Annotated in this window: 26 protein-coding genes and 1 tRNA gene; 10 read left to right on the top strand and 17 right to left on the bottom strand. The window is 46.7% G+C overall.

Annotated elements, in window-relative coordinates:
- Nucleotides 1-2: 2 nt before the first annotated feature.
- Both clpA and clpS read right to left on the bottom strand, forming a co-directional pair.
- A complete protein-coding gene (gene clpA, locus HMPREF3144_RS10380; protein ID WP_070477803.1) occupies nucleotides 3-2,312 on the bottom strand; it encodes an ATP-dependent Clp protease ATP-binding subunit ClpA in 2,310 nt (769 codons plus the stop codon).
- Between the two features lie 61 nt (nucleotides 2,313-2,373).
- Nucleotides 2,374-2,682, bottom strand: a complete 309-nt coding sequence (clpS, locus tag HMPREF3144_RS10375; RefSeq protein ID WP_018026961.1) for an ATP-dependent Clp protease adapter ClpS — start codon at nucleotides 2,680-2,682, stop codon at nucleotides 2,374-2,376.
- A 162-nt stretch (nucleotides 2,683-2,844) separates the two neighbouring features.
- Here clpS and HMPREF3144_RS10370 point away from each other — a divergent pair, with 162 nt between their 5' ends.
- Entirely contained in the window at nucleotides 2,845-3,306 is a 462-nt protein-coding gene (locus HMPREF3144_RS10370; protein ID WP_070477801.1) for a DUF192 domain-containing protein, read from the top strand.
- 36 nt (nucleotides 3,307-3,342) lie between these two features.
- Nucleotides 3,343-3,720, top strand: a complete 378-nt coding sequence (locus HMPREF3144_RS10365; RefSeq protein ID WP_018026959.1) for a hypothetical protein — start codon at nucleotides 3,343-3,345, stop codon at nucleotides 3,718-3,720.
- Here HMPREF3144_RS10365 and yddG read toward each other — a convergent pair.
- The 3 genes from yddG to xseA form a co-directional block, all read right to left on the bottom strand.
- A complete protein-coding gene (yddG, locus tag HMPREF3144_RS10360) occupies nucleotides 3,715-4,671 on the bottom strand; it encodes an aromatic amino acid DMT transporter YddG (RefSeq protein ID WP_141742776.1) in 957 nt (318 codons plus the stop codon). The two genes, HMPREF3144_RS10365 and yddG, sit on opposite strands and share 6 nt — an antisense overlap.
- A 120-nt stretch (nucleotides 4,672-4,791) precedes the next feature.
- Complete coding sequence (sodB, locus tag HMPREF3144_RS10355) at nucleotides 4,792-5,373, bottom strand: superoxide dismutase [Fe] (RefSeq protein WP_018026957.1); 582 nt, start codon at nucleotides 5,371-5,373, stop codon at nucleotides 4,792-4,794.
- 3 nt (nucleotides 5,374-5,376) lie between these two features.
- Entirely contained in the window at nucleotides 5,377-6,774 is a 1,398-nt protein-coding gene (xseA, locus tag HMPREF3144_RS10350; protein ID WP_070477797.1) for an exodeoxyribonuclease VII large subunit, read from the bottom strand.
- A gap of 731 nt (nucleotides 6,775-7,505) precedes the next feature.
- Between xseA and lpxK the strand changes: the two genes are divergently transcribed.
- The 8 genes from lpxK to argF all read left to right on the top strand — a co-directional run bounded on the left by lpxK (nucleotide 7,506) and on the right by argF (nucleotide 14,462).
- Nucleotides 7,506-8,573 carry a tetraacyldisaccharide 4'-kinase gene (gene lpxK / locus HMPREF3144_RS10345; protein ID WP_070469441.1) on the top strand — a complete coding sequence of 356 codons (1,068 nt, stop codon included), beginning with the start codon at nucleotides 7,506-7,508 and terminating at the stop codon, nucleotides 8,571-8,573.
- Nucleotides 8,574-8,612: 39 nt separating this feature from the next.
- Nucleotides 8,613-8,792 carry a Trm112 family protein gene (locus HMPREF3144_RS10340; protein ID WP_018026954.1) on the top strand — a complete coding sequence of 60 codons (180 nt, stop codon included), beginning with the start codon at nucleotides 8,613-8,615 and terminating at the stop codon, nucleotides 8,790-8,792.
- Between the two features lie 21 nt (nucleotides 8,793-8,813).
- Nucleotides 8,814-9,587: a 3-deoxy-manno-octulosonate cytidylyltransferase gene (gene kdsB / locus HMPREF3144_RS10335; RefSeq protein ID WP_070477795.1), complete on the top strand. Its 774-nt coding sequence runs from the start codon at nucleotides 8,814-8,816 to the stop codon at nucleotides 9,585-9,587.
- A 102-nt stretch (nucleotides 9,588-9,689) separates the two neighbouring features.
- Entirely contained in the window at nucleotides 9,690-10,352 is a 663-nt protein-coding gene (adk, locus tag HMPREF3144_RS10330) for an adenylate kinase (protein ID WP_070477793.1), read from the top strand.
- Between the two features lie 99 nt (nucleotides 10,353-10,451).
- Nucleotides 10,452-11,210 carry a 3-hydroxyacyl-CoA dehydrogenase gene (locus HMPREF3144_RS10325; protein ID WP_070477791.1) on the top strand — a complete coding sequence of 253 codons (759 nt, stop codon included), beginning with the start codon at nucleotides 10,452-10,454 and terminating at the stop codon, nucleotides 11,208-11,210.
- Nucleotides 11,210-12,811 carry a murein biosynthesis integral membrane protein MurJ gene (gene murJ / locus HMPREF3144_RS10320; RefSeq protein WP_070477789.1) on the top strand — a complete coding sequence of 534 codons (1,602 nt, stop codon included), beginning with the start codon at nucleotides 11,210-11,212 and terminating at the stop codon, nucleotides 12,809-12,811. Before HMPREF3144_RS10325 ends, murJ begins: the two co-directional genes overlap by 1 nt.
- A gap of 233 nt (nucleotides 12,812-13,044) precedes the next feature.
- On the top strand, nucleotides 13,045-13,311 hold the full coding sequence (gene rpsT / locus HMPREF3144_RS10315) for a 30S ribosomal protein S20 (protein WP_018026949.1): 267 nt from the start codon (nucleotides 13,045-13,047) through the stop codon (nucleotides 13,309-13,311).
- A 185-nt stretch (nucleotides 13,312-13,496) separates the two neighbouring features.
- The gene (gene argF / locus HMPREF3144_RS10310) at nucleotides 13,497-14,462 is read left to right on the top strand and encodes an ornithine carbamoyltransferase (protein WP_070477787.1); all 966 of its coding nucleotides are present in this window, start codon (nucleotides 13,497-13,499) and stop codon (nucleotides 14,460-14,462) included.
- A 54-nt stretch (nucleotides 14,463-14,516) separates the two neighbouring features.
- Here argF and HMPREF3144_RS10305 read toward each other — a convergent pair whose 3' ends face one another.
- The 12 genes from HMPREF3144_RS10305 to HMPREF3144_RS10250 form a co-directional block, all read right to left on the bottom strand.
- Complete coding sequence (locus tag HMPREF3144_RS10305; RefSeq protein WP_246823958.1) at nucleotides 14,517-15,620, bottom strand: sensor histidine kinase; 1,104 nt, start codon at nucleotides 15,618-15,620, stop codon at nucleotides 14,517-14,519.
- 9 nt (nucleotides 15,621-15,629) lie between these two features.
- The gene (locus tag HMPREF3144_RS10300; RefSeq protein WP_070477785.1) at nucleotides 15,630-16,295 is read right to left on the bottom strand and encodes a response regulator; all 666 of its coding nucleotides are present in this window, start codon (nucleotides 16,293-16,295) and stop codon (nucleotides 15,630-15,632) included.
- A gap of 223 nt (nucleotides 16,296-16,518) precedes the next feature.
- A tRNA-Val gene (locus HMPREF3144_RS10295) sits at nucleotides 16,519-16,594 on the bottom strand.
- 199 nt (nucleotides 16,595-16,793) lie between these two features.
- Complete coding sequence (locus HMPREF3144_RS10290) at nucleotides 16,794-17,084, bottom strand: HU family DNA-binding protein (protein WP_018026945.1); 291 nt, start codon at nucleotides 17,082-17,084, stop codon at nucleotides 16,794-16,796.
- A 238-nt stretch (nucleotides 17,085-17,322) separates the two neighbouring features.
- Nucleotides 17,323-18,564 (bottom strand): cystathionine gamma-synthase family protein, encoded by a 1,242-nt coding sequence (locus tag HMPREF3144_RS10285; protein ID WP_070477783.1) that lies wholly within the window; start codon nucleotides 18,562-18,564, stop codon nucleotides 17,323-17,325.
- Nucleotides 18,565-18,659: 95 nt separating this feature from the next.
- Nucleotides 18,660-19,397, bottom strand: coding sequence for a 23S rRNA (guanosine(2251)-2'-O)-methyltransferase RlmB (rlmB, locus tag HMPREF3144_RS10280; RefSeq protein ID WP_070477782.1), 738 nt, complete (start codon nucleotides 19,395-19,397; stop codon nucleotides 18,660-18,662).
- A gap of 21 nt (nucleotides 19,398-19,418) precedes the next feature.
- On the bottom strand, nucleotides 19,419-21,908 hold the full coding sequence (gene rnr / locus HMPREF3144_RS10275) for a ribonuclease R (RefSeq protein ID WP_105885590.1): 2,490 nt from the start codon (nucleotides 21,906-21,908) through the stop codon (nucleotides 19,419-19,421).
- Nucleotides 21,909-21,991: 83 nt separating this feature from the next.
- Nucleotides 21,992-22,753 carry a TSUP family transporter gene (locus HMPREF3144_RS10270; RefSeq protein WP_070477777.1) on the bottom strand — a complete coding sequence of 254 codons (762 nt, stop codon included), beginning with the start codon at nucleotides 22,751-22,753 and terminating at the stop codon, nucleotides 21,992-21,994.
- Nucleotides 22,754-22,881: 128 nt separating this feature from the next.
- On the bottom strand, nucleotides 22,882-23,481 hold the full coding sequence (locus HMPREF3144_RS10265; protein WP_048767066.1) for a hypothetical protein: 600 nt from the start codon (nucleotides 23,479-23,481) through the stop codon (nucleotides 22,882-22,884).
- Nucleotides 23,482-23,556: 75 nt separating this feature from the next.
- Entirely contained in the window at nucleotides 23,557-24,105 is a 549-nt protein-coding gene (locus HMPREF3144_RS10260) for a hypothetical protein (protein ID WP_018026939.1), read from the bottom strand.
- Between the two features lie 15 nt (nucleotides 24,106-24,120).
- Complete coding sequence (locus HMPREF3144_RS10255; RefSeq protein WP_018026938.1) at nucleotides 24,121-24,621, bottom strand: hypothetical protein; 501 nt, start codon at nucleotides 24,619-24,621, stop codon at nucleotides 24,121-24,123.
- 65 nt (nucleotides 24,622-24,686) lie between these two features.
- Nucleotides 24,687-25,439 (bottom strand): hypothetical protein, encoded by a 753-nt coding sequence (locus HMPREF3144_RS10250; protein ID WP_070477776.1) that lies wholly within the window; start codon nucleotides 25,437-25,439, stop codon nucleotides 24,687-24,689.
- Nucleotides 25,440-25,474: the final 35 nt, after the last annotated feature.

Genomic DNA, 25,474 nt, shown 5'->3' with positions numbered 1-25,474 from the left:
TACTAATCGACGACTTCGGCCTTTTTGCGTCGTCTGACTTTAGGTTGCTCAAAATCAAGTAATACCTTGGCCTCCTCATCAATATCCACGCTGACATAACCGCCATTTGCCAGATGACCAAAAAGCAACTCATCAGCCAAGGCGCGGCGGATCTTATCCTGAATCAGGCGGTGCATTGGACGAGCCCCCATTTGCGGGTCAAAGCCATGCTGCGCCAAATACTCTCGCAATCGATCAGTAAACACCACCTCAACCTGCTTTAAGCGTAACTGCTGCTCAAGCTCAATTAAGAACTTATCAACCACCCGCAAAATAATGTCACGGTCTAGCGGCGCAAAGGAAATAATGGCATCTAAACGATTACGGAACTCCGGTGTAAAGGTGCGATTAATCTCCTGCATCTCATCACCCTGCTGCGAGCTCTCAGCAAAACCGATACTGCGTTTACTAAGATGCTGCGCACCGGCGTTAGTCGTCATCACAATCACCACATTACGGAAATCGGCCTTGCGACCATTGGTGTCAGTCAAGGTACCGTGATCCATCACTTGCAATAGGATGTTGTAAATGGCTGGATGGGCTTTTTCTATCTCATCAAGTAGCAGCACGCTGTGTGGATGCTTATTAATCTGCTCGGTTAATAAACCCCCATCATCGTAGCCCACATAGCCCGGAGGCGCACCGATTAAGCGTGATACCGCATGTGCTTCCATATACTCAGACATATCGAAACGTATCAGCTCAATGCCTAAACTCTGAGCGAGTTGCTTAGTCACCTCAGTCTTACCCACACCGGTTGGACCGCTAAATAGAAATGAACCAATTGGTTTATCCTCTCTACCTAAACCCGAGTGCGCCATCTTCATTGCTGAAACCAGGGCCACAATTGCATCGTCCTGACCAAAAATCGTCGATTTAAGCTCGGACTCCAAGCCCTGCAACTTCGCTCGCTCATCATTAGAAACAGCAGCCACCGGAATTCGTGCCATGCTAGCGATCGTGGCTTCCACCTCGGCCTTACCTAAGAGCTTTTTCTGGCGTGATTTAGGCAATAGACGCTGAGCGGCACCGGCTTCATCCAACACATCAATGGCTTTATCCGGTAAAAAGCGATCATTTAAATAGCGCACGGATAACTCCACCGCCGCTTCAATCGCTGCTTGGCTATAACGAATTTCGTGATAATCCTCAAAGCGTGTTTTTAAGCCCTTGAGAATATCAATGGTTTCCTCAGGTGTAGGCTCAACCACGTCAACTTTTTGGAAGCGGCGTGATAAGGCGTGATCCTTTGCAAAGATACCGCGATACTCCTTGTACGTAGTCGCACCCATACAGCGCAACTTACCTGAAGACAAGGCGGGTTTAAGTAAATTACTGGCATCCATGGTGCTGCCAGAGGTCGAACCGGCACCAATCATGGTGTGAATCTCGTCAATAAAGAGTATAGAATTATCAATCGTCTCTAATTGCTTGAGCAAAGACTTAATACGTTGCTCAAAATCACCGCGGTACTTAGTGCCAGCAAGCAAGGAACCCATATCAAGCGAGTAAATTTTGGCGCTTTTTAAAATCTCGGGTACCTTGGCAGCGACAATACGCTGTGCCAAGCCCTCGGCAATGGCAGTTTTACCGACACCAGCCTCACCCACGAGTAGCGGATTATTCTTGCGACGACGACATAGCACCTGCACCACTCTATCGAGTTCATGCTCACGCCCCAATACCGGATCCAGCTTACCCTGCTCGGCCAGCTCGTTTAAATCAACCGCCCACTGCTGCAAGGGCGTGCTTTGTTCCTCCTCAGCTGCCCCCGCTCCCTCCTGCGCATTGGCCTGCGATGCCGGATCCTTGCTCGCTTTATCCTTGCTTTGGCCGTGCGATAGGAACTCGATAATATCAATGCGATTAATCTCCTGCTCTTGCAAGAAATAAACCGCATGCGCATCCTTTTCAGAAAACAAAGACACCAAAATATGCGCTCCGGTGACCTGACGTCTGGCTTTATCGGCGGCAGAGCCCTGGACCGCATTGACATGCATCACCGCTCGTTGAATCACCCGCTGAAAGCCAAGCGTAGGCTGCGCATCCGTGCTATCCCCCTCGGGTAGCGTGGGTGTATTATCCTCAATAAAGCTGCGTAATTGCTTTTGCAATAAAGGGATATTGGCGTGGCAAGCGTGCAAAGCCTCAAGCGCCTCATTATTATCCAATAAGGCCAGTAGCAAATGCTCAACTGTCACGAACTCATGACGTTGCGTACGAGCCGAGACAAAGGCTAGGTGAATCGTCACTTCGAGTTCTTGGGAAATCATATATATACCTCTGTAAATTGAGTCGACGTAGGGCTACCTACTGACTATGCTACTCGTTTATTTAAACCGGTTCACAGCTGCAACGCAAGGGATACTCATGCTGCCTAGCATAATCCCTAACCAATTCAACCTTGGTCATGGCAATATCACGGCTAAAGACGCCACACACTGCCTTACCCTCATGATGTACTTTAAGCATAATGGCCACCGCACGCTCAATATCTAAGGCAAAAAACCGCTGTAACACCTCCACCACAAAATCCGTGGTGGTGTAATCATCGTTATGCATCAAAACCTGATAAAAAGATGGTGGCTTAAGCTTGGCTTTTTGCTTTTTAGCTGCGTGATAAATTTCTGTATTGGTCGACATTTTCTAAATTAAAAATCAAATCGGCACCGATAATAAACAAGCGATAAATACTAGAGTAGTCTATTATCTTAATACGATGTTTAAAATGAAGTCTAAACACGAATAATTCAAGTTATGTGGTTGAACTTAGGATTAATTTACAAAGGAATAGGTCGGCGGTCAATGCGATATATTAAACCCCTCTTCTTTAGTCTTAGTCTAATGCTGGCTAGCGTGCTGATGCCAGCCACAAGCCAAGCTGCCTCTACTGAGTCAGCGCCTCAACTACCAACGCAACTGCTACGGCTTGGCAACAGTACCTTAGAAGTGGAGATTGCCGCTACCAATCAAAGCCGTCAACGTGGTTTAATGCATCGCCATGTTATGGAGGAGGAGCGCGGTATGCTCTTTGTGTTTGAGCAAGCAGAGCGCCTCTGCTTTTGGATGCGTAATACCTACATCCCGCTTAGCATTGCTTATCTGGATAAAGATGCCACTATTATTGAGATTTTCGATATGCAAGCGCTTGATGAGCGTAGTGTTTGCTCCACTGCACCGGCACAATTTGCCTTAGAGGTAAATCAGGGCTGGTTTGAGCGTCATCATATTCAGGTGGGGCAGCGCGTGGAAGGCATTGTGCCTTAGGGGCACTGTATTTTTACGATTTGGAGCATGATATTTATGAAAAAACGATTATTACCGGCAGTTGCCTTAGCTAGCGGCTTATTACTCACGGCGTGTGGCTCATTCGGTACCCAGACTGTGGGCAATGAAACGTATGTACGTACCTTCGATCAAGGCACCGACAAAGTACCTGAAGTCCTAGCCATGTGCTTAAATGACAAGCTCAAAGCCTATCAGCAAAGCGCTTATGTACGTCCTCGCACAACCGATATTTGGAGCGGTGCGGTACCTAGCCCGGACAGCAATCAACCACAAGCCATCATTGAAATTGCCCTCCCCACCCATGGTCAAGGCGCCATTCATGCGCACCTCAAGGTATTTCAGCGTGAGCCTGTGGTGCCTGCAATTAATGATGTCATTCGAGCGTGTTTATAAACATCGACTTGATCCGGATGAGGCCTCGCCCTCATCCGGCGCCTCAGCGCGACATGGCGATGACTTTTTGCCTGCACCGGTAGCTAACCAGCATAAAATCGCCCCGCCGCAGACCATGATCGCCCCTTGCCAAAAGGTCCATGAGAGCGGTGTACGTAATAGCACCATCGACAAGGCAGCCGATAACACAGGGATAAAGTAGGAAGCGCCCGCAAGAATAGTGACATTGCCGTATAAAATACCCACATTCCATGCGGCATAGCCAAAGCCCATGGCAATGGCAGCCAATATCAAATAAATCAATGCCTCAGTGCTAAAGTGAATAGTTTGATTCGCCTCTAGGCCGTATTTAAGCCACAAACTGAGCGCCACCTGCATAAAAAAGAGCGTAATACCATTATGCCCCTGCGCCATTCTTGCCGTCACTACACAATAAGCCGACCAAATCAATGTGCCTAAAAAGGCTAAACCGTAGCTTAAGGGATTCGTCTGAATATTACTCAGCATGCGGTAGAAATCGACGCCATGCTCAGCCCCCAAAACCCAGAAGATGCCTAAGATTGAAATCAAAAAACCGGGGATAATTAAGAAATTGGCTCGCTGACGATTAAATAGGATCGCTGCCACAATGGTAAAGGTGGGCCATAAATAATTCACCATCCCCACCTCAATCGCTTGTATGGCATTTGAGGCATAGCCAATGGACAAAGCCAGGCACAGCTCATAGGCCACAAATAACACGCTTCCCCAAACCAAATAGCGCTTAGGAAAGTCCTTTAGCCGCACAAAACCCACAGAGCACAGCAATAACACCGAAGCAACCGTATAAATCATGGCGGCCCCACCGGTAGCACCCATATACTCACTGACGCTACGAATTAGGCCGACGATTGAGCTCCAGAGAAAAATAGCCACAAGACCGATTAAAGTCGCTTTATTTGTACTCATGATGTTGAATGATTGGCGGCATAAAAAGTCGCGATATAAGCGCCGCAAGATAAGCACAGCAAAAAGCGCCCCAACCGGTAGACAGTTAAGGCGCCTTGCGAAAGACTTAAACTAAGCTAGCAATTAAGCGAAGTTTTCCTCAGCAAATTTCCAGTTAACAAGTGCCCAGAAGTTCTTTAAGTACTCAGGACGAGAGTTACGCGTATCGATGTAGTAAGCGTGCTCCCACACATCACAGGTAAGTAAGGGCTTATCGTCCGTGGTTAAAGGCGTACCGGCATTGCTAGTATTCACAATATCAACTGTACCGTCAGACTTTTTCACTAACCAGGTCCAACCTGAACCAAAGTTACCCGCAGCAGAAGCGTTAAACTTCTCAACGAAGGCATCGTAACTGCCCCACTTAGCATTAATCGCATCTAATAAAGCACCGCTAGGCTGACCACCGCCATTAGGCGATAAGCAGTTCCAGTAGAAGGTGTGATTCCATACCTGAGCTGCGTTATTAAAAATACCACCACTTGAAGACTTAACGATCTCCTCTAGCGATTTACCCTCAAACTCAGTACCAGGTACCTGATTATTTAAGTTAGTCACATAGGTTTGGTGGTGCTTACCGTAATGGTACTCAAGTGTCTCCTTAGAAATGTGGGGCTCTAAAGCGTTCATCTCATAGGGTAATGGAGGTAAAGTAAAGTTACTCATAAATCATTGCTCCTTAAAATTTAATGATTTGACATGTACTGCAGCACGACCGCTGGCAAACTCTAACTGAAGCTCATCATCAACGCGCAATTGATCCGCATCTCGGACTACCTGTCCCTCAGCATCATACACAATGGAAAATCCGCGCTGCAAAACCTGCTTCGGATTCATATTATGCAACAGCTGACGTTGTTGCTCAAATACTTGTTGATGAGTTTTTAATTGCTGCGCAACGGCTCGATGGAGTCGCTCCCGCCACTGGCTTAAGCGATCGCACTCTACTTCTATATTAGGCTTTCTAGATGCTAAACGCAAACATAACCCCTCCAATAGCTTGTGTTTATTTGTAAATAAATTAAGCCATTGACGTTGCAACGCTTGTTGCATTTGTAGGCGTTGTGCATCATATTGCGTCAATAAACGTTGCGGTGCCACTAAACGCTGCTGTAACTCATCATAACGCAAGCTTTTATCTAGCAAAATACGTTCCATATGACGATTTAAACGTGGCTGCAATTCATCAAAACGAGCTTGTCGCTCAGCTAGCAGCTGCAGCATCACCCGACCAATCCGCTGATGATAATCCTTTAAGATCGCTGGTAAGGTATAGGCCGCTTTACTAATAAGCTCAGCCGCCGCCGTGGGCGTTGCCGCACGTAAGTCGGCCACATAGTCCGCAATAGTCACATCCGTCTCATGCCCTACCCCGCTCACAATCGGTATCGTACAAGCGGCTATCATACGCGCAAGGCGCTCATCATTAAAGCACCATAGATCTTCTAAACTACCACCACCCCGCACCAGTAAAATCACATCCACTTCCTGACGTAATTCAGCCTGCGCTAAGGCTCGCATCAATGCATCAACCGCTTCTGCCCCCTGCACCAAACTAGAATAAATCGTCACTTGAAATTGCGGCGCTCGACGCCTTAACGCGGTTAGCACATCGTGTAAGGCAGCGGCCTGTAAGGATGTAATAATGCCCACGCGCCGAGGATAGGCGGGAATGGCGAGTTTACGATCTTCATCAAATAAGCCCTCTTTTTTAAGCTTATCCAGTATCTGCAAATAGCGCTCAAAGAGCGTGCCTAGACCCGCGCGCCGCATCTCGTCGACCTGAATTTGCAAAGAACCTCTGGCCGCAAATAAAGACAACTTGCCTTTGAGCTCAACCATATCCCCCTGTTTCGGCTGAAAATCCAAGGCCATCGCACGCCCGCGAAACATCACTGCATTCATAGCACTAAACTCATCTTTTATCGAAAAGTAATAATGCCCTGAAGAGGCTTTGGTGATTTGAGAGATTTCGCCTTCCACCCGGAATAGGGGTAGTTGATACTCCAAGGTTTGACTAATCAGATGACTTAATTCTGTAACAGAAAGTACTTTTTCCAAGTCCATAGCAAATAATTACGCAAAAATCCACTCATTTATTAAAAAAGACAATTACTTTTCCACAACTGCGAAAATAGTGGTTTAACACAGAAAAAATTGATTCCTTAGCGCTCAATTCTAATTTAATACCTTAATAAATCCCCATAAACTATTGAAAAATAAGGTATATTAATATTTCAAAAATATTGCGCCCTTTTTAAGCAACTGCCCTGAGGATACGTATAACTACGGATACTCGCTAAGTTATTCACAAAGTTATCCACATTTTTTGTGGATTAATGATTTTTACAAAATCAAATCCCAAAAGCGCTCATGAAACTAAGCACTTACACGTACATCCTCAAACTTCACCCCTATTTGGCTTCTACTATCTTACAAGAATTCTTAAAAAATGATGAGATGGAGGATTTTTTTGAAAATTAATTATAGCGATTGCTTGATGCGATTTTATTCGGTAGTATCAACGCTTTTTTCTAAAAATTATTTGAAGTTGTCCACAAGCTGAGAGAATGTCTGTTTTTTATCAAGAAACAGCTAGTTTACAGCAAGCTCCTCAAGCTTCGCTTAATAAAACCATCACAAGCTATTGATTTTAAATAGTAAATTCCATTTTTGAGATTTTGCCCAGTAATTGAACAATCATCGCTAGGCTACGTATAATAACAGACATCTTGTGATTTATTCACAAAGTTATCCACAGCTTTTGTGGGTAAGTTCCCTAGCTAATTGATTGTCCAATGAAAACGCATTCTTACACCAGCAAAAGCCAATCGAACAACACGCTCAGCACGCGCTTGCAGGCGCAGTGGCAAAGTGGTGGTGCATTGAGTACAGCCCTACTTCCCCTGGCAGCGCTCAACGGCGCGCTTCAAAAGCTTAGAAAGCGACTCTATCAAACAGGCTATTTGCGTGTTTATCAGGCGCCTTGCCCCGTGATTGTCGTAGGTAATATCTACGTTGGCGGCACGGGTAAAACGCCAGTCGTGGCAGCCCTGACAGAAGCCCTAAAAAGCAAAGGTCGAGTGCCTGGCATTATCTCCCGCGGGTATGGGGTAAGCATTGGCAAGGATGCTAGGGTCGCCGCTGGCCCTCATGCTAAAGCCGAGCTTATTGGTGATGAACCGGCGCTGCTCGCGCAATATGCGCCCATTGCCGTGCACCCTAAACGCGCTTTGGCAATTGCAGCCCTACTCGCCCACTACCCCCAGACTGATGTGATTATTGCTGACGATGGCTTACAACATCTCGCCTTGCATCGTGACGTAGAAATCCTGCTGCAGGATGAGCGTGGCATTGGCAATGGTCGTCTTTTACCTGCGGGTCCATTAAGAGAATCTGCCGACAAGCTTGCTGAAGTCGATTTTATTATCACCAATCGCAACCACAAACTCGCACCCAGTGCCAGCTCAAGCTCAACGACTAAGCCTTATCAGCTAGCGATGCACTTAAGTCCGACCGATATGATCAATCTGCAAAGCGGTGAATCCATCGCCGTCGCAGCGTGGCAAGCGCAGTTCCAACACCGCCCTATCGCTGCCTTAGCAGGTATTGGTAATCCACAACGTTTTTTTAACAGCTTAAAAGAACTGCAAATCCCTATGCAAAAGCAACTCGCTTTTCCTGACCATCATGCCTTTAGCGCGGCGGATTTTAGTGGAATACAAGAAGAAATTATTCTAATGACGGAAAAGGATGCCATCAAATGTCGCGACTTTGCCGATGCCCGTTTTTGGTTTTTAAAAGTGCGCGCAGAATTTTCAGATAGCAAATTCTTTGATAGGGTTGAGCAACTGATTCAGAATTGACTTATACTTAAGCCTCTATTTGTTGAATCAATTAAAAAAATGCACGAACTAATTACTAAAAAATTGCTTTGCCCTATTGCCAAAGCACCGCTACGCCTAAGCGAGGATCGCAACTACCTAATTTGTGATAAAAATGGCAAGGCCTACCCTATCGAAAATGGGCTGCCTATTTTGCTACCCGAGCGTGCGATTGATAGCGCTACACTGAAATCGAAGTAGTTGTAGTTAGACCATAGCGCCATGAGCTTAGCCAAGCAACAGCCCGATTTTATTGCCGTCGTGCCCGCACGTGCCGCCTCAAGTCGTCTACCTGGCAAGATGTTGGCCGATATTGCCGGCACCCCGATGGTGGTCCATACGGCACGCCGTGCTGAAGCCTCAGCGGCCAAAGCCGTCTATGTAGCAACCGATGATGAGGCCATTTTTGAGGTCGTCACTGCCCATGGCTTTCAAGCCTTGATGACCAGTGCAGCGCACCCCTCCGGCACCGATCGGCTGGCCGAGGTAGTACAGCAATTAAAGCTTAGCTCCGACACGATAGTGGTGAATGTACAGGGCGATGAGCCCTTAATTGAACCAAGGCTGATTAATCAAGTAGCGACCACGCTAGCTGCCTCTCCAGCGGCAGCCATTGCCACTGCTGCCTATCCAATCCAACAACTTGAGAAGCTATTTAATCCCAACGTGGTTAAGGTGGTATTAACGCAAACTGCTGAGGCCTTATACTTTTCTCGTGCGCCGATTCCTTGGGCACGCGATAGCTTTAACGCAGAACCTAAGCGCTTGCCTGAGCAGATGCAAGCCTATCATCACATCGGTTTATATGCCTATCGTGCCCATTTTCTGAGTGCGTTTCCTAGCTTAAGCCAAGGCCCTTTAGAACAACTTGAGTCCTTGGAGCAATTAAGAGCCCTAGAGCACGGCTATAAAATCCAAGTCATGCTCACCGATTCCGCACCCGCACCGGGCGTGGATAGCGCAGAGGATCTTGAAATCGTTCGTAAATTTTTTTAATATCTTGAGACAGATAGCAACCTTGATTAAGGACTTCAATTAAACTTAGGTTGAAGCATATGCTTTTGATGCAATTATAATTATATAAGTAGAGGAAAAACCATGCGTATTATTTTATTAGGCCCTCCGGGTGCCGGTAAAGGCACACAGGCCAATTTTATTACTCAGGAATTCAATATTCCCCAAATCTCTACCGGCGATATGTTAAGAGCCGCTATCAAGAATCAGACGCCATTAGGCATCGCCGCCAAGGAGGTGATGGATCGAGGCGATTTAGTCTCTGACGATATTATTATCGGTCTGGTCAAGGAGCGCTTACAGCAGGACGACTGTAAAAACGGCTATTTATTTGACGGTTTCCCGCGCACGATACCTCAAGCAGATGCGCTTAAGGAGTCCGGCATTGATCTAGACTTTGTGGTTGAGATTGATGTCCCTGCCGAGGATATTATTGAGCGCATGAGCGGTCGCCGGATTCACCCTGCAAGCGGTCGTTCTTACCATATTCGTTTTAATCCACCCAAAACTGAGGGTGTGGATGATGTGAGCGGTGAGCCTTTAGTTCAGCGTGATGACGACAAAGAAGAGACCGTTCGCAATCGTTTAGAGGTTTACCAAAAGCAAACCCGCCCTCTGGTCGACTACTATTCTCAGTGGGCTGCTGAGGACGACCCTAAAGCCCCTAAATACGTGCGTATCAAGGGTGTGGGTCAGGTAGAAGAGATTACCAAGCAAATTATGGACGCCCTAAAAGGCGGCAAGTAATTATTCATTTTTCATAAGAAAGAGATGATAGCGGATTAGGCAAACAGCATTTGTTGCCTTTTACCGCTATTATTTTTTGTAAAACAATGGAGACAACTCATGGAAATTAAGGATAAAGTCTTTATCGTCACTGGTGGCGCCTCAGGTCTAGGTGCAGGTACAGTCAAAATGCTAAGCCAACAGGGCGCCAAGGTGCTGATCGCCGATCTGAATGACGCCGCAGGCGAAGCCTTGGCCCAGGAACTCGGTCAGCGCTACCTTCACTGCGATGTTACTCAGGCAGACGATGCGCAGGCCGCCGTTGATGCTGCGCTCGAATTAGGTCCACTCTACGGTTTAATTAATTGCGCAGGCATTGCGCCGGCAGCGCGTGTGGTCGGTCGTAACGGCCCGCATGATCTGGCAACCTTCCAAAAAGTCATTAACATCAATCTTATCGGCAGCTTTAATATGATCCGTTTAGTAGCTGCTAGTATGGTGGATAATGAGCCACTGGACACCGGCGAACGCGGTGTCTTGATTAATACTGCCTCAGTGGCCGCCTATGAAGGACAAATTGGCCAAGCGGCTTATGCTGCCTCTAAAGGTGCGGTGGTAGCCATGACCCTACCCATTGCTCGCGATATGGCACGTCATGGCGTCCGCTGCGTGACCATTGCCCCCGGCATTATGGGCACACCGATGCTTTACGGTATGCCGCAAGAGGTGCAGGATGCACTGGCTGCGGATATCCCCTTTCCATCTCGCCTCGGTCAACCAGAGGACTTTGCCAAATTAGTGCAAGCCATCATTACGAATGAGATGATTAACGGTGAGACCATTCGTCTTGACGGTGCGATACGCTTACAACCTAAATAATGAGTCTTTTCAAATCTGCCGCCACCATTAGTGGCTTAACCTTTTTATCACGCATTACCGGGCTGGCACGCGACATTATTATTGCGCGTGCTTTCGGTGCCAGTGCCTTAACCGATGCTTTCTGGGTCGCTTTTAGAATCCCCAATCTGCTCCGTCGCCTCTTTGCCGAAGGGGCTTTTTCACAGGCCTTTGTGCCGATTTTAGGGGCTTATAAGGAGCAGTACAGTGAGGCTGAAGTCAAAGGTTTACTTAATCACGTGAGCTTAATTCTAGGCGCTACGCTACTCCTGATTAGTATCCTAGGGGCAATTTTTGCGCCGCTGATTGTTACCTTGATGGCAAGCGGTATTGCACGTGATGGTGGCGAGCCTTATGCGGCGGCCATTTGGATGACGCGGGTGATGTTCCCCTACATCTTTTGTATGTCCCTGGTGGCCTTAGCTTCTGGGGTACTAAATACTTGGCGCAAATTTGCAATACCGGCCTTTACACCGATTTTATTAAATCTCTCCATGATCGGTGCTGCGCTTTTACTGGTCGAGCACCTTGCCTTACCGATTTATGCCCTCGCCGTAGGGGTGATGATTGGTGGCGTGCTGCAGCTTGGCACACAGTGGCTAGCACTCGCAAGAATCGGCATGCTACCACGCCCCAGTTTAAACTTTAAAGCGGCTTGGCAAAATAGCACGGTGCGCCGCATTATCAAGCTGATGGGGCCAGCCACCATCGGCGTTTCGGTAGCGCAGCTTTCCCTTCTGATTAATACCAATATCGCCACCTGGTTGCCGGGTGGCAGTGTCAGCTGGCTTTCCTTTGCCGATCGCCTGATGGAATTTCCCACAGCCCTCCTAGGCATTGCCTTAGGCACTGTGCTACTGCCTAATCTGGCGGCTGCCCATGCTAATGAAGACCATCAACGCTACAGTCAATTGATGGACTGGGGCTTACGTTTAATTTGTTTACTTGGTTTACCCTGCATGCTGGGCCTTGCCTTACTGAGTGACGGTTTAGTGGCCGCGTTATTTAACTATGGCGCTTTTAGCAGTACCGATGTGGCTCAAACGCAAAAGGCTGTCATCGCCTACGGCTTTGGTATTTTAGGGATTTTAGCGGTCAAAATCCTAGCCCCCGGCTTCTACGCTAAGCAAGATATTCGCACGCCCGTTAAAATCGCCGTATTGGTGTTAGTCATGACGCAAGCAATGAATTTAGTCTTAGTGCCTTTATTAAAGCATAGTGGCTTAGCACTTTCTATCGGTTTAGGTGCGACACTTAACGCTTTTTTGCTCTATCGTGGCTTACGTAAACGCAATATTTATCAACCGAGTGGCGCTTGGCTCAGCTTCTTTTTGCGCTTACTACCTGCGCTACTACTCATGGCGCTCTGGCTCGTAGCCTGTGGCCATGTGATTAGTTGGGAGCAAGACAGCAGTCACGGTCTGATTTACTATCTTAGTCAGCAATGGCCGTTAGCCGCTCAAAATAGCTTTGTGCTGTGGCGCTTAGTGATATTAGCGCTAGTATTACTATGCTGCGTAGTGATTTACTTTGCAAGCTTATTGGTGAGTGGATTCAGAGTGCGAGATTTTCTGAAGCGATAATCTAAAGCAGATAAGAGCACGAGCTTTTGTGCCCTTATCCCTACAAAAAAAGCTAAAAAAAGCAATTAATTAGCAGAAATGGCTCCATTTCATTGAAATTATCCTGTGCTATGCTAAAATTTATAGCTTACCGTTAGCACAACAATAATTATCTTTGGCAGTGGTACGTCCTTTTGCCACGCAAGCATTTTATTTACTCACGAAGAGAAGATTTCTAGGAAAGTTTTACTACTATGGCAAATACTAATCAAGCTCGTAAGCGCGCACGCCAAGCTGATGCGCGCAATAAACATAACTCTAGCTTACGCTCTATGATGCGCACTGCTATCAAGCGCGTACGTCAAGCTATCGAAAGCGGCGATCAGGCCAAGGCAAATGAAGCCTTTGTTAAGGCCACTAGCATTATCGACCGCGTTGCTGATAAAAACATCATTCACAAAAACAAAGCAGCTCGTCAGAAAAGCCGCTTATCAGCAGCAATTAAGGCTATCTCTGCCTAAGAGATTCTAAGCCTTCTCTTCTTCCAGTGGCGCATCAGACCGATGCGCCTTTTTCTTTTTCAACCCATATTAAGTTGCTTTAAATCGCCTCCAAAATTTAGTTTAAGCGCCTGCATTTTTCGTAGAAAAAGCTGTGCTCTTTATGTTAAGCTTTACGATTATGACTATTGAGAGATATGTAAATCATGAGCTCAAATCAAAGTAAAAGTACGATTCGCCATTTTCTACAATTAACCGACCTCAGCTTGGACGAGCTTAAATATGTTCTCAAGCGTGCACAAATTATTAAGAATAAGTTTAAGCGCTATGAGCCGCATATGCCACTGTATGACCGTACCTTGGCGATGGTCTTTGAAAAGGCCAGTACCCGCACTCGCGTTTCTTTTGAGGCGGGCATGTACCAGCTAGGCGGTATGGTGATTAATCTAACCTCTTCCGACTCACAACTTGGTCGCTCAGAGCCGATTGAGGATACTGCCAGAGTGGTTTCACGCATGGTCGATTTAGTGATGATTCGTACCTTTGGCCAAGAGCGTTTAGAGCGTTTTGCCCATCACTCACGCGTCCCCGTCATTAATGGCCTGACCAATGAATATCACCCTTGCCAGATTCTGGCCGATGTGTTGACCTACATTGAAAAGCGCGGCGATATTGAGGGTAAGATTGTCACTTGGATTGGTGATGCCAACAACATGGCCTACACCTGGTTACAAGCCGCACATATGCTTAACTTTAAACTGCATATCTCGGCCCCACGCGGTTATCAATTAGACCCTGCACGTATTCAAAACATTCCACAAGAGTATTATCAGGAGTTTGATAATCCACTCGATGCATGTAAGGATGCGGATTTAGTCACCACTGACGTTTGGACTAGTATGGGCTATGAGGAAGAAAATGAGATTCGTCGTCGTGCCTTTGCCGATTGGCAGGTAAACCGTGAAATGATGTCACGCGCTAAACCTGACGCACTCTTTATGCACTGTTTACCGGCACATCGCGGAGAGGAAGTTACTGCTACCGTGATCGATGGCCCACAAAGCGTGGTGTGGGATGAAGCTGAAAACCGTATGCACGCACAAAAAGCCTTGATGGAGTTTTTATTACTCGGTCGTTTAGATGAGGAGGAAGAGGCTACCCAAGCTTCTTAAATCCCTCAAATAAGCCACTCAAGGCACCTTCACTGCTAAGCCTCATTAAGCGATTTAATGAGGCTTTTTGCTATTTGGGAACTCAATTGTAAAACGGGTACCATCAAATTGCGGACGCGTTTCCAAACGTAGTTCAGCGCCATGAGCCCGCGCAATTTCCTGCACTATCGCAAGACCTAAGCCTGAGCCGGAGGCATCATTATCATTGCCCCGATAAAACAATTCAAAAGCCACATGCTCATCGCCCGCCTTGATGCCAATGCCGTCATCCTCAAGCACTAAACGCGGCGGCTGAGACATAACGCTGATCGTCACAAACTTGGCATTGCTGGCATACTTTAACGCATTATCCAGTAAATTACTCAGCAGCTCCTCTAGCAGCATCGGATCCACTTTGACCATGACCGGCAGACCATCGCTGGGCCCCTCAAATTGTAATGCCATGCCCGCTTTACGCATTTTAGGTACCCAACTAGAACCCACTTCTAAGGCCCATTGACTTAAGTCGACCTCAATAAAGCTGTCTTTAATATGCTGACCAGAATCGGCCTTGGCTAGCACTAAGAGCTGCTGACCTAAATGAATTAGACGATCTGAAATTTGATGGATACGCTCGGCACGCTCTCGCACCTCCTCGTCGTAATTCTGACTAAGCATCAGCTCCGACTCCATCCGCAAGGCAGTTAAGGGCGTACGAAATTGATGCGAAGCCTGATAGACAAAACGCCGTTGTGCCTGTAGCACCTCCTGCAGATCCGCCAGCAGTAAATTAGTACGAGTGGCCAATGGCTTTAGCTCATAGGGCAAATCCGCCACCTCAATCGGTGATAAATCATCCTGACTACGCTGCGATAACTGCACCCCCAAATCGTCAATGATGGCTAGGGCTTGTCGCACAAAATAAGTGACTGCTGCTGCACCGATAATGAATAAAAATAACTGACCGCTTAGGACTAATAAGAGCAAATTATTATCATCCATCGTGCGTACAGATATCGCACGCACAAAGGACCAAGTCAAAAACCAATCCAGCACAACCACCACCACTAAACTTTTGGCGAGGGTTTTAATTAAACGACTAAAAAGGCTATCATGTCGATATAAAAACCACAGTCGCTTGGCTTTGTCGGCAAAACTTTTTTTGATGGGTTTAGACATCATCAATCATCACTGGACGTCGAGCAAATAACCAAAACCACGAATTGTATGAATCTCGACATTGACATCTTCTAGACGCTTACGCAAGCGATATACATAAACCTCAATGGCATTATCACTGATTTCACCGTCAGCCGCCGATAAAGACTGCACCATTTGCTGCTTCGTCACCACATGCCCAGCTCTCGCCATCAAACGCTCTAATAGCGCAAACTCGCGTGCCGAAAGTGTTAAATGCGCACCTCTATACAGCACCTCACGATGCTTTAAATCCAGTGTCAACTCACCGACGGTCAATACATCCGTCAACTGCCCTTCGGCACGACGACTTAGGGCACGCAGCCGTGCCGCTAGCTCCTGTAACTCAAATGGCTTGGTGAGGTAATCATCCGCCCCCGCATCTAACCCCTCGACTCGGTCATGCAAGGTATCACGCGCAGTCAAGCTCATCACGAACATCTGCATTTTGTCGCGACGAATCATGCGCAGCACCTCTAAGCCACTCATATCGGGCAAATTCAAATCCAAGATAACCAACGGGTAAGTCGCTTGCCGCATCCGTTCCAAAGCCTCACTACCGCGTTGAGCCCAATCCACCTCATAGCCCTCACGAGCAAGAAATTCACTTAGGGAACTACCTAAGAAAACATCATCTTCGACCAGTAATAATCGCATAATCTTTCCTTATTGATTGCTTAGTTGATTATACGCTTATGACAGGAAAAAATTCCGAAGGAGGACTGAATTTGTATGGTGTCACCTTATAAGGCGAGCGATTGCATCACTTGACGCTCAGCTCAAGCCACAAAATAGGTCAAGCAATGCTCAAGGGACAAATCAAATGGACACAAAAAAAGCAGCGCTATGGCTGCAATGACGGGGCACTTGATGGAATTGATGGTGGGTGCTACAGGGGTCGAACCTGTGACCTACGCCTTGTAAGGGCGCCGCTCTACCAACTGAGCTAAGCACCCATCAGTGCTGAACTAAAGATATAATTATAGGTAGGTTTTTTATTTAACGCAAGCCCTTTTTTCTAAAAAATGATTTTCTATGGATTAAATGGCAAAAAAGCGACAATATAGTTAACTATTTACAACGCTATTTACCATAAATTGACATTAAAAAAGCCCGATAAACCTATCGAGCTTTTAGTAAAGTAATTCTTAAAAATTACTTTTTCTTCTTCTTGCTGTTAACCGCATCCTTAAGTGCTTTACCCGGACGGAATTTAGGCACAACGGCCTCAGCGATTTTAATCTCAGCGCCGGTTTGTGGATTACGGCCGGTACGTGCTGCACGAACAGAAGTATCAAATGTACCGAAACCAATTAAAGTAACAGCCTCACCCGCTTGTAAGCTCGCTTTAACTTGATTGATCATGGCATCTAATGCACGGCCTGCAGCTGCTTTAGAAATTTCAGCTTCGTTAGCGATTGCTTCGATTAACTCTGTCTTATTCATTCAGGTAACCCCTTATATCATTTATATTATAAAAAAATAGTAAAAAGATGCGACAGCAATACTAATGCCTACCGCGCCACTAGCACTATAATCGCTAGAATTCAGAGAGTTGTCAAGAAAAATAACATCTAAACTTCCCTAACAACCGCAGAATATGGTAAATCTGAGTCATATCAATCAAAAACACTCATCCTCACCATATCCCCACCCCTATAGTAAGCGATTATTGCTAGCTCTACTAGCTATAATAATCCAAAGCTTGCGCAAAATCACCAATTAAATCACTTTCATTTTCAATACCCACTGAAACCCTAAGTAAACCGTCGGCAATTCCCATCGCTTTACGTTTTTGAGGCCCCATTTCGTGATAAATCGTTTTGGCCACGGGTAAACTTAATGTACGGGTATCACCCAAATGTGTTGCCAACAACACGATATCTAATCGATTCAGAAAATCAATACAATCAATACCCTCTGCTAATTCAAAAGCCAATAAGGTGCCATAGCCTTTGTCACCAAATAAGACCTTAGCGCGTGCATGTTGCGGATGTGAGGCTAAACCTGGATAGCTGACGGACACCACGCCCGGATGTTGCTCTAAGAAATGCGCTAAAGCCAAGGCATTAGCACAGCTTTTTTGCACTCTTAGCTCAAAGGTCTCCGCCCCCACCGCGATACGATGTGCCGCATCAGCACTGAGGGTGGCTCCCATATCACGGAGCCCCTTTTTACGCACCTGTAGCAAGCCCCAAGCCCTTGGATCATCCTTTTTATAGTCATCATAGATATTGTCATACTCGCTCCAATCAAAAAGACCGGTGCTAGTCACAGCACCACCGAGCGCATTCGCATGACCACAAATCATTTTAGAGAGCGAATTCACCACCAGACCGGCTTTCACCTCCCTGCCCTTAAGCAAATACGGTGTGGTCATGGTGTTATCAATTAAATACAAGAGCTTATGCTCTTCACATAAATCACCGATCGCCGCCAAATCAACCAACTGCGTACCGGGGTTAGCGATCGTCTCCATAAACACCATACGGGTATTAGGACGGATAGCGGCTCTGACCTGCGCCACATCACGGCCGTCCACATGCGTCACCTCAACCCCTAAGCGAGCCAGACTGATTAATAGACTATTGGTATTACCAAAAATGAACTGACTGCTGATCAGATGATCGCCAGCCTTTAATAAAGTAAAAAACACCGCGCTTAGTGCGGCCATCCCCGTAGCAAAGGTGCAAGTACCTGCACCGGCTTCCAACTGATTAATCACTTTTTCTAAGCTGGCCGTGGTGGGTGTACCCTGACGCGCATAGGAAAAACCTGGTTGACCTTGGAATACCGCTACCAAATCATTGGCATCGCGATAGGCGTATTGACTGGAGGTATAAATGGCTTTGTGAACAGCACCGTTTTCAATCTGTTGACGACGCTCTGCATGCACGATTTCCGTGCTTAATCCGTATTTTTCCATCACTATCTCGGGATTTAATCGACTGCTAAATCCTAGTATTATTCAATATTTTTTTTATTTAGGGCTAATAAACTTATAACCGCAGTTTATATAGGCTATCGCTTGCGCTGACGCACTGTTTCATAAAGACAAATCGCACTGGCAACGCTGACATTCAAGCTTTCTACCGTGCCTGCCATCGGGATACTCACCAGCTCATCACAAGTTTCTTGAGTTAAACGACGCATACCCTCACCTTCAGCGCCCATCACCCAAGCCATAGCACGCCTAGCGTCGATTGAGTGCAAATCACCCTCAGCCTGATCGGAGGTGCCGACTAACCACACATCGCGCTCCTTTAAAGCGCGCATGGTGCGTGCCAAATTAGTCACCGTGATGTAGGGTACGGTCTCCGCTGCGCCGCAAGCAACCCGTCTCACCGTGGCATTTAAGCCCACAGCACGGTCTTTGGGAGCAATCACCGCATGCACACCGGCCGCATCCGCCGTTCGTAAGCAGGCGCCTAAATTGTGCGGATCGGTGACACCATCTAAAATTAATAACAAGGCCGGCTCATCTAGCACGTCCAGTACTTCATCCATCGTCACCGCCAAGGGACTAGGCGTTGCCAAAGCGACAACGCCCTGATGACGCATCCCCTTGGCTAAGTCATTGAGGGCATCAACGCTTAGCGGCACTAATTCTGCACCAGCCGACTGCGCCCGATCCACTAATTGTTGCATGCGCTTATCGCGACGCTTTTGATCAAAATACACTTCCTTAATGGATTCTGGATGATGGCGTAAGCGAGCTTGTACCGCATGGAAGCCCGCCAAAATATGTGTTTCACTCATGTAGATTAATTGATATCAAAGTTAACGTGATTTTCGGCCGGACTTCTTACTACTTTTACTGCTTTTACTACGAGCAGCGGCGGCTTTTTTCTTAGCCGCTTGGCGTTGTGCCTCACGCCGTTGCTTAGCCGTTGTGCCACGCAATGCTTCGGGTTTAGGCTTGGCGGGTTTTTTATAGCGTCGACTCGGTTCCTCACCGCCTCGTTGAATCTCGCGCTGCACCGCCTCGTAGCTTAGGGGGTTTTTAACCAAGCTAAAATCAATGCGTCTAGCCTCCAAATCAACCCGACTAATTTGCACATGTACTTCATCCGTTAAGCGATAACGCTTACCCGTACGCTCACCCCGTAACTCATGCATCGCCTCATTATATTGAAAGTACTCAGAACCCAATTCAGAAATATGTACTAAGCCTTCAACATACAAACTATCCAAGGTCACAAATAATCCAAAACTGGTGACACCGGTGACCTTGCCGCTAAAGACGCCACCGATATGCTCACGCACATACCAGCACTTTAACCAGGCCTGCACATCATAGGAAGCCTCATCCGCACGGCGCTCATGCGCTGACAGTACCACCCCTAAACGATCCCACACACTGAACTCATACTCTTTGAGCGGTTCACCCTTAGCGCGCACAACGCCGTCTGCCTTGGGAGTGTATTTGCGACGATTTAAGGTCGCCTTAATCACCCGATGATTTAATAAATCCGGATAGCGCCGGATCGGGGAAGTAAAATGCGCATAATCACTATAAGCTAAGCCAAAATGACCAGAGTTTTCTGGGGTATAAATCGCCTGCGACATGGAGCGCATAATCATGGTTTGGATCACTTCATAATCCTCACGCTCCTTGGCTTTAGCCAATAGGGCTGAAAAATCCAAGCTACTTGGCTCATCACCACCGCCCAAATGCAATCCCAAAGCACGCAGATACTCACGTAATTGACCTAGTTTTTCAGGCGTTGAGCTCTCATGCACGCGATAAAGACCCAAGCGCTTATGACGCGTCAGAAAATCAGCAGCGCAGGTGTTGGCCGCCAACATAAACTCCTCAATCATCCGGTGCGCATGATTGCGATGTAAGGGTACAATCTGCTCAATCTTACCCATCTCATTGCAGATAATTTGCGTCTCCACCGTATCAAAATCCATGGCGCCACGATTCACTCGTTGCTGCGCAAACAGCTGATATAACTCATACAGCTGTAGCACCTGTTCTTTGATCTCGGCAAACTCCCTAGCCGTCGGTCCATCTGGCTGCTGAATCATATTCCAGACCTGGGTATAGGTGGTACGAGCGTGTGAGCAAATCACCGCCGGATAAAACTGATACCCCTGCACCGTGCCAGCATGCGCACCGCTAGCATGCACGATCATGTCACACACTAAGACCAAACGATCCTCATGCGGATTTAAAGAGCAGATGCCGTTAGACAAACTTTCGGGGAGCATTGGTATCACTCGGCGCGGAAAATACACACTAGTACCCCGCTCCAAGGCATCCTCATCAATAGGATGATCTGGTTTAACATAATGCGACACGTCGGCAATGGCGACTAATAAACGCCATGCCTGCTTGCTGCCACGACCGCTAGGAATCTCCGTTAGCTCACCATACACAGCATCGTCAAAATCACGTGCATCCTCACCGTCAATGGTAAAAAATGGCACCTCACGCAGGTCTACCCGCCCCTGCAGATCGGCCGCCATCACCCGCGTCGGTAGTTTAGCTGCTTCGGCTAAAGTCGCTTCACTAAATTGATGCGGCACATCAAATTTACGCACCGCAATCTCAATCTCCATACCGGGGTCATCTATCTCTCCGAGTATCTCAGTGATTTTGCCCTGCGGTGGCAAGTGGCGACTCGGTTGACGGATAATTTCACAGCTCACGACCTGACCATGCACCGCACCGCCTAAATCACCGGGTGCAATATACACATCATGCTTAATGCGACGATCCTCAGGCACCACCACATAACCACCGTCCTCGTGCAATAATCGTCCCACTAAGGCAGTGGTGCCACGCTCCAACACCTCAACAATACTGCCCTCTAACTTACCCTTATAGTTGCCCGTGGGATTAACACGCACCCGATCACCGTGCAATACCTTGCGCATTTCAATGGGTGGTAAAAAAATATCCGGCAACTCTGGGTTGTCCGGTATAAAAAAGCCGAAACCGTCACGGTGACCTTGAATCCTACCTTCTAAAATGGCCGGATTGGATTTGACCATATGCCAAACACCGGCACGGGTGATTAACTGACCGTCACGTGCCATTGCCGTCAAGCGACGCTTCAGACCAATCAAAGTGGCTTCGCGCTCGACCCTAAAGTGCGCTATCAAATCATCTAAGGCAAGGCCATCAGTATGCGCTCTAAAATACGCCAGAATATCCTCACGGCTTGGTACATCCGGATCATAGGCAGAGGCCTGATCGCCCGGTATCAGTAATAAAGGGATTTCGGCGTCTAAATCTGCTTTGCGATTACTCACAATCATCCTTGTGCTAATTTAAAGATACTATCTATCATAAGGGAAAAGCGACCGCAGTAGCGTGCTAAGCCATTGTAAAACTGAGAAAATCAGAATTTGTCCCATAAATAGCGTAGCACCATCAAAAAGCAGACGCTCACAATAATGGGGCGAATGATTTTGGCGCCATGACTAATCATCACCTTGGAGCCTAAGGTTGCTCCAATCACTTGACCTATCATCATCGCAATACCGACCGACCACACCACCTTACCGCCAACAATAAACACCACCGCCGAAGCAATATTACTGGCAAAGTTAAAAGCCTTAGCGCGAGCAGTAGCCTGAATAATTTTTTCACCGCACAGGGCGACATTTGCCAAGGAGAAAAACGAACCAGTGCCAGGACCAAATAAACCATCATAAAAGCCGATGATAGGCACCACCGACAGATTAAAAGACCTTTCTGCCATGCGTGGTTTACGCTCAACTGCACCCGCCCCTTTGGCTAATAAAAAATACAATCCAATCAATACCAGCACGATAGGAATCACAATATCCAGCACCGCCACATTCAGCTGTTGCACCAATAAGGTGCCCAATGCGGAGCCGATTAAGGACATCATAAAAGGGAATCGAATCGTCTCAAACCGGATTAAGCGACTGCGCAGCATATTGCCAGTGGCCACCATGGTCCCGAAAGCACTTTGAATTTTATTCGTCGCTAAGGCATGAATTGGTGGCAAGCCGCTTAACAATAATACCGGCACGGTAATTAAGCCACCCCCACCGGCCAAAGTATCCACAAAACCAGCAAGCATTGCTAATGCAAACAACAGCAATAGCACTTCCCACGACAAGACAAAATCCATTGCGATGACTCACGAAAAAAGGAGCTAATAAAAGCTCCTATTGTAATGCTTGGCAACTCGGCAAGCGGGGATTTTTTAGGCAAAGCAAAGAAATCTAAACGACCTAAGTTGAGTCTCAAAACCCGCCGTTAACAGCCTTGAACCTCAATTTGCGCAAGCAGCTCCTGAATCTCACGTAAAAAGTCGGCATTACCCGGCGCAAACTGCAATTTATTTTGTAGCTCATACAGTTTAAGACGCAATTTCTCGCATTGCTCCTTCTTCTCATCCCTCAAAATAATCACATATTGTGGTAGCTCCGGAATATACTTTAAGCTAAATTCTTGACCCACCGCCGGGTAGCGCACCGAATTGCGGAAAGGATAGAAATTAAAATCATCACTATCAAAAAAGGTCTCAATCAATTGACCATCCACCGTTTTATAAATAATATGACTTCTAAAAACGCGTTGCTCATTATGGATACGACTAAGCCCAGCACTTGAAACCACCTTGCCCTGCGCCACCTCACCATAATAATTGGTTAAAAAGCCCACAATCATTGGTCGCAAAAAAAATGCTGACACTACACACAGCACAAGCAACAAAAAGCCAACAACTACGGTCATGGCGTGGCGCTTAGGAGGCGGTGCTAGCCGATTCACAATAACTAATGCCAGCACAATAACTATAAATAAAGGCCAGACTTTATAAAGCGCCCAAATAATCGCTATGGATAGAATTTTCATGATGACTTAAGGTCCTAAAATACGCTACTGCTACTTGTTATGAATTGCTTGGAGCATCACCGGGCTTCTTGCTCCCTACTCTTGATTGAACTCATTGGCTTGCAAAATAATAAACACAGACAGTCTATATGGCAAATACTTAATATCGATCACACTCCCTTCAACGGGTAAACGATAGACTTCTCGAATTGGATAATAGCGATAAGACGAGGACAAATAACTACTCTCAACCACTTGCTGATCGGCGGTGGTATAACTCAATGTGAGCCTGTCAGTGGGTTGATAATTGACCTCAACATCTGCCACTTCACGCTTAATCACCGTTGCTTTAGTCGCTTGGCCCAAGCGACTAACCGCACGTACCACCGTGTTTTCTACCAATAAAAGGGAGCATAATACGCAGACAAAACAAAGGCATAGGGGTATGATCCACCAAAAAACAGAGCAAATATCACTTAACTCTGGCCTCAACAAGCGCCCACGATTTTTATTCAGGATGGGCAAGGTGGAATATAAGGCGACACGTATGACATGCCATAATAAATAGCTAATAAGAACCAGGATCGGCACTGGCCATACTTTATCAATAGCCCAGATCAACGATTGTAAAATAGATTGGAACATGTTGCGATTGTATGATCACCGAATCGGTAGCGTATTTAGAATAACAAAATAACGCGGTATCTTAGGCAGGTACCTCACCTTAAATTCTTCACCTGGCCTAGGATAAACGGCAGGACCATCTTTAGGGTAGAGGTTAAACTCATCAGTTCTAAAAGAGCTCCTTTGCAATTCGCCATCCGCCCTCACAAACACCACGTTCATTTGCAGGACTCGCTCGTAATTACGCAATGTCCTTGTTTGCTCTTGAGAGATCACTTTAGCGCTTGCCTCTATGCCCGTGTAATAAATCAAAGGATTACTAATATATGAGCCTAGCAAATAAACTACGCTTGGCAACACGACTACCCATGACTGAAAAAATGCTCGCAGTCTTTTCAGCCTCTTTTGTTCAGCTGGCGGCTGCTGGATCGATGGTTGAAAACGCATCGTCGCCCAAAAACCCACAAGCAAGCCAATAATAACAAATGGCCAAATCTGTTTAATTAAAAAAACAATGAGCGATGCTACAAAAGACAAATCACGCTCCTATGCTAGGGACAATGTAAAAGCTGTTTTATCTAGAGGATGGTTACCACACTACCTCATTCTTCACAAAAATTATCGCCATACAGTAGCCTTTCTAAATAATCACGCTTTAACCACAGATAATCTCGTTTTTCCGATAAGGCTTTAAAGCGTTGCTCAGCCTCATCCAAATCCTTGGCGCGACGAATTTTACGCAGCCTAGCGTCTGTCCCTTCTTCCGATAAACTCCCAAATAAACTCTGCTGCAGGTGCTGAACCTCCTGATCTACAAGCTTTCTTTCTTGCAGTATCTTAGCTAGTTCGTCCTTTATTTGAGGGCAATAGCGCTTTTTATCACCTTCGCTAAACTTAGCAATAAACACAAATTCACTGGGCTTTAAAGGCATGTATTTCGCCACAAAAAATGACTCCTTACCCGTCGGTATACCGTAGCCCTCAAAGACCGGATAAACGCGCCACCGCATATCCCAATAACGAATTTGCTGGGTCTCACCATCCAAAGCCTCAAGTCTTGCCCTAACAGAGGAGTAATTCTTATACGTTGCTGAGAAAAACATCGTCTTCTCTGAAGCGGTGACGTAGCCAATACCCAACTTCCCAAAATGATGAATCACTGGCGCCGACAATACCCCGCTGAGAAAAAAAGACAACACAATGATAAGACCTAAGAAAGAAAACACACTGAGTGCCAAAACGGATGGACTGCCCGACCTTTTATAAAAAATAAAATAAGCCAATGGCATCGCAATGATAGCGAGTAGCCACCATCGGTTGAATAGATAAATTAACGCAGTAACAACATAATCCATTTGAACCTACCCCATTCTTAACACAGCCCGAAAGT

The sequence above is a fragment of the Oligella sp. HMSC05A10 genome (assembly GCF_001808335.1).
Lineage (GTDB): Bacteria > Pseudomonadota > Gammaproteobacteria > Burkholderiales > Burkholderiaceae_B > Oligella > Oligella urethralis.
The sequence above is the reverse complement of the archived record's forward strand: the minus strand, read 5'-3'. Positions and strand labels throughout refer to the sequence as shown.